The organism is Burkholderia sp. Tr-20355 (genome assembly GCF_017104685.1).
In the GTDB taxonomy this organism is placed as follows: Bacteria; Pseudomonadota; Gammaproteobacteria; order Burkholderiales; family Burkholderiaceae; genus Burkholderia; species Burkholderia seminalis.
Window position 1 is genome coordinate 1 of the sequence record NZ_JAAGPK010000189.1, and the last position, 14,046, is coordinate 14,046.

Below are 14,046 nucleotides of genomic sequence, written 5' to 3' on the forward strand. Positions count from 1 at the left end.
CGGAATCAGCCGCTCGGCGGCCTCCGCGTCGCCGTAGACGGCGAACGTGATGCCCGTCTTGCGGAACACGCCTTCCGCGTCGTGGGCTTTCTGGGCGAGGCTCGCGGGATTCTGCGTGTCGAGCCATTGCTTCAGGCGCGCGTAGGGCGCCCTTACCATGTCGCCGGATTGCAGCATTTCATCGAATGGCTTCATCGATCTTTTCTCCATCGATCGTTTTCCCCGGCATTGCGCATGCCGGACCGGCGTAATGAATGCTTTGCAAGGAACGTGCCTTGCGCTACCCCCCGATATCCCCCCGTTTTTGCGCCGCGCCGGGCACGCCCGCACGGCATCGCGCACCATAACGGTGCATCACCCGGCGCGGCGTGCGCCCGCATGCGCCGCGAGCGCGCACGGCCGATGCTGCGCCGCGTCCTGCAAACATAGTTCCCCCGCGTGTCACGAATGTGCAATCTGCACTGCACAAAAAAATGGCGCGACCGGGCACCGGATCGCGGCAAGGGAGGCGGGCCGGCACGCACACGGCGCAACCGACCCTGGGGAAGTACCGTCTGCGGCACGCCGGGCGTTCGACGCGGTGAACTATCCGGTTAGCCGGGTCCGGCACCTCAACGCTATGTAGCCGTAATCCCGCCGACAACGCTCATGCATATTTCGACTGACACCGATCGAAAAAAAACATCGGACCGCCCCCGCGAGGCGCGGTACGCTAGAAAACTGGCGCGGCGCAGCGATGCTGTCGCCTTTCAGGCGCCCGACTATAAAAAGCGAAGATCGAAATGGAAGCAAAGTGGCTGGAAGATTTCCTGAGCCTGGCGGATACCAAGAGCTTTTCCCGGGCCGCACGTCATCGGCACCTGACGCAATCGGCATTCAGCAGACGAATCGCCGCCCTCGAAACGTGGATGGACGCGAAGCTGGTCGACCGGAGCATCAATCCGGTTGCGTTGACGCCGGCCGGCCAGATGTTTCGCGGGCTTGCCGCGGACATCCTGCGCAGCATGTATGCGGCGCGCAATCTCGTGAACGGCTATGACCAGTTCGCGGCCAGCGACCAGGTCGTGCGGTTCGCCGTCGCGCATACGCTCGTATTCACGCTGTTCCCCGAATGGCTCAAGCAGCTCCATGGCGAAGTCGGCCACGTGACCGCCCGCGTCAACGCGGTCAACGTGCCGGAAGGCGTGCAGCAGCTGGTCGAAGGCGAATGCGACCTGCTGCTCGGCTATCACCATCCGCAGCTGCCGATCGTGCTCGATCCGAACCACTTCCCGTTCGTCAGCCTCGGCATCGAACGAATCCTGCCGGTGTCGACGCCCGACGCGCGCGGCAAGCCGGTGTTTCAGCTGCCCGGCACGCCGGATGCCCCGCTCCCGCTGCTCGCGTATTCGTCGGGGGCGTTTCTCGGCAACATCGTCGAGATGCTGCTGCTGAACGCAACCGAGCCGTATGCGGTGCACCGATGCTTCGAGACGCACATGTCCGAGGCGTTGAAAGGCATGGTCGTGGCCGGGCACGGCATCGGCTGGCTGCCGGAAAGCTGCGTCGCGAAGGAGCTCGCCGACGGCACGCTCGTATGCGCGGGCTCGGGAGACTGGATCACCGAACTCGAGATCCGCCTGTATCGATCGGCGCGCAAGCGCGGGCTCGCGGCCGAGCAGTTGTGGACCTACATCATGAACCGGCCGCGCGCGGCGGTCGAAGGCGCGCTCGATGCCGAACAGGCCGCCGCGCCGACGATGCGCACCGCACGGCGACTCGCCGGCGGCAGCCGCTGATTCCTGCATTCGCGCCGCGCGGGTTCACGGTGCGAATGCGCTTTCTCCAGCCAGCAATCGCCAAGCCCGCCGAAGCCCGTGAACTCCCTGTGCCCGATCTGCAATCGATATCAGACGAAACGCAAACGTTTGCATTCAATATCGTATTTTTTACTGGCACGGCATTACGTCCGAATATTAAGACCGATTTTACGGACGGAAATACCCTGTTACAGAACAAAATAAAAGTTTCCATTTACCTGCAACAACCCAAAATAACAAAAACGTCGCACCCTCTTTTCACGACGCACGACCTGTATCCTGACCTTCATTGTTTCGCGTCGAACACAGCCGCAAGAATTCCTTTTATCAGTCGTTACTTTTCGGCACGAACGTCGATACCTCCGACGTGACTCAATGCGTGCTCGATCATCGCTACCGACCAGCAATAATCATATTCGGCAATATCGACTTTCTTCAGCATTAAACGAATCAGACGAATCCATCGTTATCCTATTTAAATAGGATATTTCCCTTCGTCCCATTCCAGCCACACGCGGTTGTTGATTCAAAAGCCATCGTGTATCAATAGCGTGTCGCAAAAAGAACGCTGCCAAATCTGACTCGGAATAAATGCTCGCCATTGATTCCGGACGGGAGGTTGCAATGTCTTCTTCGTTTCGACTGCCTGCTCGCCCTTTCCTCAGCGTCTTCCTTTCCTCGCTCTGCGTGAACGCGATGGCCGAGGCGCCGGCGTCCGGTCCGGATGCCGGCCGCTACGTGATTTCGTATATCTGCGGCGACGCACGCATCGACGGGACGGCACCGCTTCCTCCCGACGGCCGGCCATACAACCTGGGCGTGTCGTTTGCTTCCGGCCGCACCGGACAACCGCTCGCCAACGTCCAGGTCCGCCTGCGGCGACATGGCCGCGTGCTCGTCGAATTCAACGCCGCGGGATCGCGCTGCCTGTTCAGCGTGCCGGACGCCAGCTACCGGGTCGAAGGGACCTATCAGGGAGCGACCCAGTTCGCGATCGTCGAAACGGGCACGCTCACCACGCAGTTGCGATGGTGAACGCCGCCTGACCCCATCCCGATCGCGTCATCCACCGCAACGCATCGAATCGAGGAGCTTCGAATGACTCGTGCAGAACGACCCGACGGCTCGTCCGCCCGCCCGCCGAAACCCTCCTGGGGTCCTGGAAAAAACGCGGCGCTCAGCTTCGTCGCGTTCGCCGCGATCTTCAGCCTCTTCGCGTATACCGAGCGGGACAAGACCGTCGGCCATGCGAGCGTGACGCACGACATCGCCGGCGCGATCGACGCCGCGGTCAGCCAGTACCGCCAATCCATCGTGGCCGCGCCCGGCCGCGCGAGCGGCGCATCCGTCCCTCCGATCGCGGCCGCGCCTGCATCGACGATTGCGCGACAGGCCGCACCGCTCGCGCGGCCCGGGCCGACTCCCGCGCCGTCCGCATCGACGCCGCGCGAAGTATCGACCGTGCCGCCGGTCACGCTCGCGGTCGAACCGCCAGCCGCGTCGCGGGTCCGGCCCGGCACCGCCGCCCTACACCGGCAGCCCTACCCTCCACCGCCCGCGGCACTGGCAGCCGATACGCACGGCGCGCCGGCCCATGGCCGCGCCGCCGTACGGTCGCTTGCCGAACATCGCGCACCGCGCGCCGAGAGGCTGGCAGGCACGCGAAAGCGCCTGGATTTCACGCCGAAGGCGCCGCCGTATGGCACCGACGCGGCGCGCATGCAGACGGCGAGCGTCACGCACGAGGCGCTTGAAGGCGCACGTGCGCTGGCAAAGGCCCGCTCGTGCGCGGTGATCGACGAGTGGAACTGCGTGGCGCAAAACGCGAGCCGCGCACTCGCGATCGACCCGACGAACAGCGAATCGCGCGCGTTGCTGGGACAAGCGATCCGCAATCGCCTGTGAGCCGGTCGGAGGCCGCCGGGCCTCGCCGCCCGGGGGGATGACGGCAGACGACGAGCGTCGTCGGGCGTGCAACCGATGTGATCGTTTCAGAGTGAGGAGACACCGTGGACAACCCTCGGAAACCACCATGCACCACCGTCGCCCCGTCCAACCGGCGGATCCTCCTGCATGCGCCGCTGGTGTTGCTGCTCGTCGCGTCCGGCCCCTGCTTCTCCGCCGAAGGCGACGCGGAATCCGGCGGCGCGAGAGAAATCGCCAGATCCGCGCCGGATGCGCCTGCGCCCGATCGGCAGGCGAGCGTGACGTCGATGGAGATCGCCGCGGATTCGGGCACGCTGCCCCCTCATGCGCCGACCCCGATCGCACAGGCATCGGATGCGTCGATGCAGATCGCGCAGGCACCGAACCCGGCCATGCCGACCACGGTCGTGGTGGACCCGGACGCGCCGCAGCCGGCTGACCGGGGGCCTGGCGCGGCATCGGCCGATACGCAGGCCTCGGTCGCGCAGACGTCGCACGCGCCGATGCGGCTTGCGCAGGCGTCCGGCACCGCGTTTCCGAATACGTCGGCACCGCACGCGCAAACGTCGCATGCCCCGATGCAGCTTGCGCAGGCATCCGACACCGCTCGGGCGAATACGGCCGCACCGATCGCGCCCACGTCGGGCGCCCCGCCGCGGGCCGCACCGACCACAACCGCCTCACCGGCCACCACGCCGACGCTGACCGCTCAGGCATCCGGCACCCCGATGCCGAACGCCCCCACCCCCGTCCCGCAGACGCCCGGCTCGCAACCGCCGCCGTCCCAGACGCCGAACGCACCGACGCCCGGCGCCCAGCTCCCTGGCGAACCGATCCAGCGATCCCAGGGCCCCGACGTCGAAACACCGAATGCGCAGGCGCCGAATCTCCGCACCGCCGATGCCGCGACGGTACGCAACGACGTGTTCGGCCTCGCGGCGAGCGGCGGCGCGATCAAGGCGCTCGACGAAGCGAAAGCCCGGCCCGATGCGTTCTCCGCCGTCGACATCGCGCAACTGGAAGAACTGTCGATTCGCCAGCAAGTGCGCGGCGGACGCGACAAGTCGCGTTCGATGACGAGTTCGGACCGCTTCGACGGCCTCGACAGCGCGCTGCGCGCGGCCGACGACCTCGACAAGCGGATGCCGGCCACGCCGGAGTACACGCCGGTCAGGACGGCGCTCGCGGGCGACCGTACGGTCGCCTACGCGGCACGCGGCGACATGAAGACGGCCGTCGCGACGTTCGAGACGATTCCGTCCAGCGCGGAAATCTCGATCGACGCGCTGGCGGCCGTCGGCGACGCCTACCTGTACCTGAGCGAACCGGCCAAGGCGAACGTCGTCTACCTGCGCGCGCTGAAGCAGGCGTCCGCGTCGCCGACCGACCGCGCGACCCGCGGCTTCCAGTACGGCGTGCGCACGCGCGAGATCGAACTGCGCGAAGGCGTGTTCTGGTCGTACGTCGACCAGGGGCGCGCGGCGCAAGCGAAGCAGGTACTCGACGAGATGGGCAAGTCGCTGCCGCCCGTCAAGGAGGTGCGCAGCGTCGGCCCCGAGGAAGGCGACTACCTGCGCTACTACCGGCTGCGCGCGCAATACCTGATCTTCACGGGCCATGCCGACGAAGGGATCGCCGCGCTCGAACAGCTCGAGAAGCAGGTGCCGTTCAACGCGGAGATCCGTGCCGCGCACGCCGACGCGGTGTCGGGCCAGTCGCACCCGCGCCAGGCGATCTCGATGTATCGCGCGTCGCTGACCGATCACCCGGACAGCGTCGAGATGCTTGCCGGCCTCGGCCGCGCGTCGCTCACGGCGGACGACTACGCGACCGCGAAGACCGTCGACCAGACCCTGGGCGACACGTTCCCGGATAGCGGCGCCGTGCGCGGCTTCAAGCGCGACTACAAGGCCTATCGCAGCCCCGTGTTCACGACCGACCTGAGCTTCGAGCACGGCAACAGCGCGCTGGCCGACAACAGCTTCACGTCGGACAGTTATGTGTATTCGCAACCGTTCGGCGACAACTGGCGCGTCTTCTCGCACACGTTCTTCGGTCATGCGCAAACCGACGGCGGCAACGTCAGCCGCACGCGCACCGGTGTCGGCGGCGACTACCGGCACGGCCCGCTCACCGTGCAGGGCGAAGTCACGCGCTCGTTCGGCGCGGACGGCCGGACCGGCGGCCGCGGAACGATCGCGTACGCGCTGAACGACTACTGGACGGTCGGCGCCGGGCTCGACACCAACGACAACTCGCTGCCGTGGAAGGCCTATGCCGCGCACATCTGGGGCCGCTCGGCGAACGTCGAGGTCGTGTATCGCCAGAACGACCGCCGCGAGATCAGGCTGAGCTACGGCGTGAGCCGCTACAGCGATTCGAACCTGCACCAGGAGATTTCCGCGACCGGCACGCAGCGCGTGTACACGACCGCGACCCAGCTCGTCAACGTATCGCTGAACCTCGGCACGGACAGCAACACGCGCCAGGACGCGCCCTACTTCAGCCCCGGCCGCGACTACGCGGCCGCGGCGACCGTCATGCACCAGCTGACGCTGTGGAAGAAGGGCGACATGGGGCTGCAGCAACGCGTGTCGGTGTCGGGCGGCGTGTACAACGAGCGCGGCTTCGGCACCAGTCCGCTGTGGAGCGCGCGCCTCGAGCACGCGTGGACGTTCAAGCACGACATCACGCTGACCTACGGCGTCGAAGTCAGCAGCCATGCGTACGACGGCCAGCGCGAGCGCTCCGAAACCGGCTTCCTGTCGGTCAACCTGCCGTTCTAGCAAGGAGAGCGTTCATGCACACCAGACGGACCTTCATGTGCGGATGCCTCGGCACGTTTGCCGCCTGTTCGTTGTTCCCGGGCGTGACGAACGCCAAGATGATCGACCTGCTGCCGCCGTCCGATCCGGCCGACGGCAAGACGTTCCGCGTGATCTGCATGCACGACGTGCGCGACAACCTGATGGCGTCGTTTTCGTCGCCGTCGGCGATGGTCGATCCGTTCGCGGTCGATACCGGCACGCTGACCGCGATCTTCTCGTGGCTGCAGACCAACAACTACCACACCATCACGGTCAAGCAGATCGAGGAGTCGCGGCACGGCGGCACGCCGCTGCCGCCGCGCGCGGTGCTGCTCACGTTCGACGACGGCTACCGCAGCCACTACACGAAAGTGTTGCCGCTGCTCGAGCGCTTCAAGTATCCGGCCGTGATGGGCATCGTCACCGCATGGATCGACGCGCCGCCGGATGCGCCGATCCGCATCAGCGACAAGATCCAGGTACCGCGCGACTACTTCATGTCGTGGGACGAAGTGAAGCAGGTCGGCCAGTCCCGTCTCGTCGAACTCGGCTGCCATACCCACAACCTCCATCATGGCGCGATCGCGAATCCGCAAGGCAACGAGTTGCCGGCGACCACGTCGCACCTGTACCTGCAGGATCAGCAACGCTATGAAACCGACGCCGAATTCGCGGCACGCGTGCACAACGACCTGCAGACCTGCGTACGGCAGATCCGCGACCACACGGGCGTCGTCGCGCGCTCGATGGTATGGCCGTACGGCGCGGAAAACCAGCCCGTGCGCCAGATCTCGACGTCGCTCGGCATGGACATCCAGTTCAGCCTCGACGCCGGCCCGAACACGCCGGACGTGCCGCTGGACCGGCTGAGACGGATCCTGATGATGTACGACGTCGACATCGGCGGGTTCGAGCGCTCGATGCGCGAGCCGGCGTCCAACCGCGGCGACGTCGACGTGCCCGAGCGCATCGTGCAGGTCGATCTCGACCAGGTCTACGATCCCGATCCCGCGCGGCAGGAAGCCAATCTCGGCAAGCTGATCGAGCGCATCTACCGGATGCAGCCGAAATCGGTGTACCTGCAGGCCTATGCGGACCCGAAGGGCACGGGCGTGGCCGAATCGGTGTATTTCCCGAACCGGCACCTGCCGATGCGCGCCGACCTGTTCTCGCGCGCCGCGTGGCAGCTCAATACGCGTTCCAACGTGCAGGTGTACGCGTGGATGCCGGTGCTCGCGTTCCGGCCGCCGGCCGACAAGCAGCGCGGGCTCGAGGCCGTCAGCGCCCACGGCGGCGCGCCGGCCCGCGAGAACGGCACGCGCGTGTTCCGGCTGAGCCCGTTCGATCCGGACGCGCGGCTGATGATCCAGCAGATCTACGAGGATCTCAGCAAGCATGCGTCGTTCAGCGGCATCCTGTTCAGCGACGACGCCGTGCTCGACGACTACGAGGACGCGGGCCGGCATGCGCTGCGCATCTATGCGCAGTGGGGGCTGCCCGCCGATATCGGCAAGATCCGCGAGAACCCCGAACTGATGAAGCGCTGGACGCGCCAGAAGTCGCGCTACCTGATCGACCTGACCCGGCAGCTCGAGCAGATCGTGCTGGCCCACCAGAACGTCGGCGACGTGCTGACCGCGCGCAACCTCTTCGCGATGCCGGTGCTCAAGCCCGAATCGGAAGCCTGGTATGCGCAGAACTACGACGACTTCCTCGCCGCCTACGACTACGTCGCGCTGATGGCGATGCCGTACATGGAGCAGGCAAAGGACCCCGAGGGCTGGCTGGACCAGCTCGTGCGGGCCGTGCGCGCGAAACAGCGCGGGCTGCAGCGTACCGTGTTCGAACTGCAGTCGTACGACTGGCACGCGCACAAGGGCGTGCCGGCCGGCACGCTGCTCACGCAGATGCGGCGGCTGCGCAGCGAGGGCGCCGTGAATTTCGGGTACTACCCGGACAACTTCCTGAACGGCCAGCCGGAACTCGACGCGATGCGCGACGTGATGTCGCTGAAGTCGCGCCTCGACCCCACCTCGATCAACGCGCTGATGCAGATGCAGCAATCGCAGGGGACGAAGACGCCATGACCACCCACAGCCTCATCACGCGCCTGCAGGATTTCGTTTTCTACTACCCGTTCTTCATGTCGTATCTGTGGATGATCGGCGGCGTCGTGCACTACTTCCTGCTGGAAGAAGGCCGCACGCTGTCGACCCGAACGATCGCGGCGAGCGGCATCCCGAAGATCTCGATCGTCGTGCCCTGCTTCAACGAAGCCGCGAACGCGCGCAGCGTGATCGGCCACCTGAACGGGATGCAGTATCCGAACTACGACATCATCGCGGTCAACGACGGCAGCCGGGATCGTACCGGCGAGATCCTCAACGCGCTGGCCGTCGAGATCCCGCGGCTGCTCGTGATCCACCACGCGCGCAACGAAGGCAAGGCGGTCGGGCTGACGACCGCGGCGGCCGTGTCGAACGCCGAATACCTGCTGTGCATCGACGGCGATTCGCTGCTCGCGCACGACGCGATCGGCTGGATGCTCGAGCACTTCCTGACCGACCCGGGCGTCGGCGCGGTGACCGGCAACCCGCGCATCCGCACGCGCACGTCGCTGCTCGGCCGCATGCAGGTCGGCGAATTCTCGTCGATCGTCGGGCTGATCAAGCGCACGCAGCAGGTGTACGGCCGCATCTTCACGGTGTCGGGCGTCGTCACGATGTTCCGCAAGACCGCGCTCGCCGACGTCGGCTACTGGAGCTCGGACATGCTGACAGAGGACATCGACATCAGCTGGAAGCTGCAGTGCCGCGACTGGCGCGTCGTGTACGAACCGCATGCGCTGAGCTGGATCCTGATGCCCGAGACGCTCAAGGGGCTCTACCGGCAGCGGCTGCGCTGGTCGAAAGGCGGCATCCAGGTCCTGATGAAATATGCGGGCACGCTCGCGCGGCCGACGCAGATGATGATGTGGCCGCTGTTCGTCGAATACCTGATCGGCATCGCGTGGGCCTATTCGATGTCGTTCATCCTGCTGCTCGCGCTGCTGAACCTCGTCTACCCGCTGCCGCCGAGCTGGCACGTATCGGTCGTGCCGCACTGGCACGGGATGCTGCTGGTCGCGACCTGCATCCTGCAGCTGATCGTCGGCAGCATGATCGATCGTCAGTATGACGAAAAACTCCTGATGTATTTCCTGGACACCATCTGGTATCCCGTTGCTTTCTGGCTGATCAGCATGATCACCACCGTCGTCGCCCTGCCGGCCGTCGTGCTGCGGGGCCGCGGCAAGCGGGCCGTATGGGTCAGCCCCGACCGAGGCATTCAACATGAAAAACGCGCCGATTATTGACCTTTCCCTGCGCACGCCGCGCGAAATGATCACCGAACGCGGCCGCGTCGTCGGCTCCGTGCTGGTCGTCTGGTTCCGCCTCGTGCGGCCGGCGCTGGTCGGAGCCGTGTGGGCATCGATCTGCATCTATACGTACCGCTACCTGCTGCCGTTCAACGAAGCCGAGATGCCGATCGAGCAGATGGTGTTCTACGCGACCTCGATCGCGCTCATCGCGGGCACGATCGTCACGTGGCTGATCGCGGGGCGCGTCGTGCATCCGCTCGCCCACCGGCTGCGCGTGTCGAAGATGCTGCGGCGCTCGGCCAGCGCGAAGGCGCGCTCGGTGCCGTCCACCGCGCTGGCCGGTGCCCGCCGGCGCGGCGCGCGGCGCACGACGCGCATTCTCGTCGCGTCGCATGACGCGAACGGTTCGATTTCCGGCATCGAATGGGTAGCCCACGCGGGGCCGCCGCCCCGCGAGTAAGTCAGCGGAGACGCGCCGCCGCGCACCGGACGCCCCCGTGCCGCGCGGCGCCGCTCCAGACGCCGCGCTGCCATGCATCGCCGGCAGGCCGGCAACTTCTTCTGGACGAGGTGAATCATGTGCGGAATCGTCGGAGCAAGCGGCCTGAACAATCAGGTGCCGCAACTGGTCAATGCGTTGAGCCGGCTCGAGTATCGCGGCTACGATTCGTGCGGCATCGCCGTGCAGGACGACGGCCGCCTGCGCAGCGAACGCACGCTGCGGCGCGTGACGGACCTGCAGGCACGCGTGCTGACGCTCGGCCTGGAAGCGCAGACCTGCATCGCGCACACGCGCTGGGCGACGCACGGCGCTCCGTCGGAAATGAACGCGCATCCGATCATGTCCGGCGACACGATCGCGGTCGTGCACAACGGGATCATCGAGAACCACGACGCGCTGCGCGCGGAGCTGCGGGAGCGCGGCTACACGTTTCGCGGCCAGACCGACACCGAGGTGATCGCGCACCTGATCCACAGCGTCTATCGCGACGACCTGTTCGACGCGGTCGTGCGCGCCGTCAAGCGGCTGCACGGCGCCTATGCGATCGCGGTCCTCAGTGCGCACGAGCCGCAGCGCCTCGTCGCCGCGCGCGCCGGCTCGCCGCTCGTGATCGGCATCGGCGCCGAGCAGAACTACCTCGCGTCGGACTGCGCGGCGCTGGGCGACCTGACCGACCGCTTCGTCTACCTGGAGGACGGCGACGTCGCGCTGATCACGCCGGAACGCATCGCCGTGGTCGACTCCGGCGGGCACGAAGCCCGGCGCCCGCTGTGCCAGGTGAAGGCGCGCGAGGGAGACGCCGCGCTCGGCCCGTACCAGCACTTCATGCAGAAGGAGATCTTCGAGCAGCCGAAGGCGATCGACAGCACGCTCGACGGCATCGACACGATCTCGCCGGCGCTGTTCGACGCGACCGACGGCACGCGCGCGCGGCTGTCGAGCGTCAGGAGCGTGCTGCTGCTCGGTTGCGGCACCAGCTACTACGCCGGACTGACCGCGAAATACTGGCTGGAGAGCATCGCCGGCATTCCCGCGCAGGTGGAGATCGCCAGCGAATTCCGCTACCGCGACACGGTCGCCGATCCACGCACGCTCGTGGTCGGCATCTCGCAGTCCGGCGAAACGGCCGACACGATCGGCGCGATCGAGCAGGCGCGCGCGATGGGCCAGGAACTGTCGCTGGCGATCTGCAACGTCGCGACCAGCACGATCGCGCGCAATGCGCCGCTGCGGTTCCTCACGCGGGCCGGCATCGAGCTCGGCGTCGCGTCGACGAAAGCGTTCACGACGCAGCTCGTCGCGCTGTTCGTGCTGACGCTCACGCTCGCGCAACTGCGCGGCCGGCTCGACGCGGCGCACGTCGCGATGCACCTGAAGCAGCTGCGCGCGCTGTCCGGCCGCATCGGCCATGCGCTTGCGCTCGAAACGCAGGTCATGGGTTGGGCCGCGAAGTTCGCGCGCACCGAGAATGCGTTGTTCCTCGGGCGCGGCATCCACTTCCCGATCGCGCTGGAAGGCGCGCTGAAGCTCAAGGAAGTGTCGTACATCCACGCGGAAGGGTATGCGGCCGGCGAGCTGAAGCACGGCCCGCTCGCGCTCGTCACGAGCGCGATGCCGGTCGTCACGATCGCGCCGGACGACCGCCTGTTCCAGAAGCTGAAGTCCAATATGGCGGAGGTGCGCGCGCGCGGCGGACGGCTCTACGTGCTGGCGGGCAGTCAGCTCGAAATCGACGCCGACCGCGACACGCACCTGATCCGCGTGCGCGAGTCGGGCGACCTGCTGTCGCCGATCGTCAACGTGATCCCGCTGCAACTGCTCGCGTATCACGTCGGCTGCGCGCGCGGCGCCGACGTCGACAAGCCGCGCAACCTCGCGAAATCGGTGACCGTCGAATGAAACGGCGCCCGCGCCCGGTGCCTGCGGCCGCGCGATGCGTCGCGGCCGCGCTTTGCGGTGCGTGCGGCATCGGCGCGGCGCCGCCGGCCGCCGTCGCCGCCGCGCCGGTCGTTCACACGGTCACCGTACAGGCTTCGCCCTCGCCGCAGGCCACCGGCGACCCGCGCCGCTTCATGCACGGCATCGGCGTGGCCGACGCCGGCGACGGCAAGCGCTGGGTGTTCTTCAGCAGCTCGGGCATCGAGCCGCGTGGCGCGTTGCGCGGCGGCAGCTGGCCGCACGACGTGTACGTCGGCGAATGGCGCCCCGGCGAGCCGCGCCTGCTGCACGTTCACACGTTCATCAGCCGCCCCGAGGCGCAGGAACCGGTATCGATCGCGCAAAACGCGCGCGGCGACATCTTCGTCACGTTCGAGGACGGCTGGAAGGCGCCGCAGGAGGTCAGCCAGCGCTACGGCATCTACCGCCGCGACCTGAAGCCGGTCAAGCCCTACCCGAACGACGTCGAGTCGGGCGGCCATTCGGGGCATGTCGCGACGGTCGGCGAACGCTTCGTCGTGTTCTATTCCGCCGACTGGGTCGACGGCGGCGGCGTCGACAATCTCGGTTCCGGCAACGGCGTCTACCTGAAGACCTACGACGCGGCCGGACACGTGCTGAACCACGTCGCGGTCGCGCCGCACCGCCGCGAATGGTGGCCCGTGATCGCGGGCTCGCCGCGCACCGCGCTGCTCGTGTGGCAGAAATTCATCGAAGGCAGCACCGACGCGACGCTCGAATACGCGATGTTCGATCCCGTCACGGCGAAGCTCGACATGCTCGGGACGCTGAACGACAGGATCCGGTATTACGTGTACTCGTCGGCCTACGTGCCGGAGATCGACCGCTTCATCGTCGTCACGACGACGGCCGACGATCGCGGCATCGCGATGCTGATCGCGCCGGACGGTCGCCGCACGGCGACGCTCGACTGCCTGCCCGCATCGGTGCGCGAATCCGGCATCGGGGTCGCCGGCACGCATGCGTATGTGCCAACCCGCGACGGGCGGCTGCTGACACTGGCGCTCGGGGCCTCGACGATTACCGCGAGCGGCGTGCAGCGCTCGCCGATTCCGTGGGGCTCGACCGGCATCGCCGGATTCCCGGCCCGCGGGTCGGCCATGCATTTCGTGTCGCTGACGCCGTCGGGCACGCGCGAAGCCGATTTCGAACCCGGGCGCGACACGTCGATGCCGAACGACGCAGCGCGTTGCTCGAGTCATTGACGACAGTCCGGCCCTCGGTCATGTCGTCAGCGCGGGCCGGCCTCGCGCGCCCCTTTCCTCAGCGGAATTCGCCAGCGCCGCGCGTAGCGGATAGACTGTCGCCCGATTCCTTCCATCGCCCGCGGCGCCCGATTCCTGCTGCCGCCGGAACGTCCTTTCCCGGAGAACGAATGCTGAAGCGCCAGTGGATTTCGCTCGTGCTGCTGACGGTTTGCCTGCTCGGACAACGCGCGTCGGCGCAGTCCACGCTCGAACTCGACACCGACGGCACCGCCCGCCCCCTCACCCGGCAGACGCTGCTCGCGCGCCCCGATGCGGCGGACATCCACGTGCCGCGCGACATCGCGTACGGCCGGCCGATGACGTTCCGCGCGGTGCCGTTCGCCGCGCTGCTCGGCGACACGCCGCTGCCGGCCGACGGCGTGCTCGAAACGCGCGCGGCCGACGGCTTCGCCGCGCAACTGCCGCTGGATCTCGTGCGCCCCCA

9 protein-coding genes and 2 pseudogenes are annotated in these 14,046 nt (G+C 67.2%); 10 read left to right on the top strand and 1 reads right to left on the bottom strand.

What is annotated here, in order from left to right; genetic code table 11:
* Positions 1-195: pseudogene (locus tag G3N62_RS30180) on the bottom strand (circularly permuted type 2 ATP-grasp protein); the annotation flags it as partial.
* Between the two features lie 587 nt (positions 196-782).
* On the opposite strand from G3N62_RS30180, the gene G3N62_RS30185 reads away from it, so the two are divergent.
* The 10 genes and pseudogenes from G3N62_RS30185 to G3N62_RS30230 all read left to right on the top strand — a co-directional run.
* Positions 783-1,778, top strand: a complete 996-nt coding sequence (locus tag G3N62_RS30185) for a LysR substrate-binding domain-containing protein (RefSeq protein ID WP_124668990.1) — start codon at positions 783-785, stop codon at positions 1,776-1,778.
* Between the two features lie 645 nt (positions 1,779-2,423).
* Positions 2,424-2,834 carry a hypothetical protein gene (locus G3N62_RS30190; RefSeq protein ID WP_034185951.1) on the top strand — a complete coding sequence of 137 codons (411 nt, stop codon included), beginning with the start codon at positions 2,424-2,426 and terminating at the stop codon, positions 2,832-2,834.
* A gap of 63 nt (positions 2,835-2,897) precedes the next feature.
* Entirely contained in the window at positions 2,898-3,704 is an 807-nt protein-coding gene (locus G3N62_RS30195; RefSeq protein WP_124668989.1) for a hypothetical protein, read from the top strand.
* Between the two features lie 104 nt (positions 3,705-3,808).
* The gene (gene pgaA, locus G3N62_RS30200) at positions 3,809-6,511 is read left to right on the top strand and encodes a poly-beta-1,6 N-acetyl-D-glucosamine export porin PgaA (protein ID WP_124668988.1); all 2,703 of its coding nucleotides are present in this window, start codon (positions 3,809-3,811) and stop codon (positions 6,509-6,511) included.
* Between the two features lie 14 nt (positions 6,512-6,525).
* Positions 6,526-8,619 carry a poly-beta-1,6-N-acetyl-D-glucosamine N-deacetylase PgaB gene (gene pgaB / locus G3N62_RS30205; protein ID WP_124668987.1) on the top strand — a complete coding sequence of 698 codons (2,094 nt, stop codon included), beginning with the start codon at positions 6,526-6,528 and terminating at the stop codon, positions 8,617-8,619.
* On the top strand, positions 8,616-9,887 hold the full coding sequence (gene pgaC / locus G3N62_RS30210) for a poly-beta-1,6-N-acetyl-D-glucosamine synthase (RefSeq protein ID WP_124668986.1): 1,272 nt from the start codon (positions 8,616-8,618) through the stop codon (positions 9,885-9,887). The genes pgaB and pgaC overlap by 4 nt, the downstream gene beginning before the upstream one ends.
* Positions 9,865-10,353 (top strand): hypothetical protein, encoded by a 489-nt coding sequence (locus G3N62_RS30215; RefSeq protein ID WP_034185946.1) that lies wholly within the window; start codon positions 9,865-9,867, stop codon positions 10,351-10,353. The genes pgaC and G3N62_RS30215 overlap by 23 nt, the downstream gene beginning before the upstream one ends.
* 117 nt (positions 10,354-10,470) lie before the next feature.
* On the top strand, positions 10,471-12,294 hold the full coding sequence (gene glmS / locus G3N62_RS30220; protein WP_124668985.1) for a glutamine--fructose-6-phosphate transaminase (isomerizing): 1,824 nt from the start codon (positions 10,471-10,473) through the stop codon (positions 12,292-12,294).
* On the top strand, positions 12,291-13,559 hold the full coding sequence (locus G3N62_RS30225) for a hypothetical protein (protein WP_124668984.1): 1,269 nt from the start codon (positions 12,291-12,293) through the stop codon (positions 13,557-13,559). Before glmS ends, G3N62_RS30225 begins: the two co-directional genes overlap by 4 nt.
* A gap of 170 nt (positions 13,560-13,729) precedes the next feature.
* Positions 13,730-14,046, top strand: a pseudogene (locus G3N62_RS30230) (cytochrome c); the annotation flags it as partial.

What these genes read in the sequence shown, in the direction of transcription:
- pgaB (WP_124668987.1), top strand. Translation starts at nt 6,526, where the DNA reads ATGCACACCAGACGGACCTTCATGTGCGGATGCCTCGGCACGTTTGCC.
- glmS (WP_124668985.1), top strand. Translation starts at nt 10,471, where the DNA reads ATGTGCGGAATCGTCGGAGCAAGCGGCCTGAACAATCAGGTGCCGCAA.
- pgaC (WP_124668986.1), top strand. Translation starts at nt 8,616, where the DNA reads ATGACCACCCACAGCCTCATCACGCGCCTGCAGGATTTCGTTTTCTAC.
- G3N62_RS30215 (WP_034185946.1), top strand. Translation starts at nt 9,865, where the DNA reads ATGAAAAACGCGCCGATTATTGACCTTTCCCTGCGCACGCCGCGCGAA.
- G3N62_RS30225 (WP_124668984.1), top strand. Translation starts at nt 12,291, where the DNA reads ATGAAACGGCGCCCGCGCCCGGTGCCTGCGGCCGCGCGATGCGTCGCG.
- G3N62_RS30190 (WP_034185951.1), top strand. Translation starts at nt 2,424, where the DNA reads ATGTCTTCTTCGTTTCGACTGCCTGCTCGCCCTTTCCTCAGCGTCTTC.
- G3N62_RS30195 (WP_124668989.1), top strand. Translation starts at nt 2,898, where the DNA reads ATGACTCGTGCAGAACGACCCGACGGCTCGTCCGCCCGCCCGCCGAAA.
- G3N62_RS30185 (WP_124668990.1), top strand. Translation starts at nt 783, where the DNA reads ATGGAAGCAAAGTGGCTGGAAGATTTCCTGAGCCTGGCGGATACCAAG.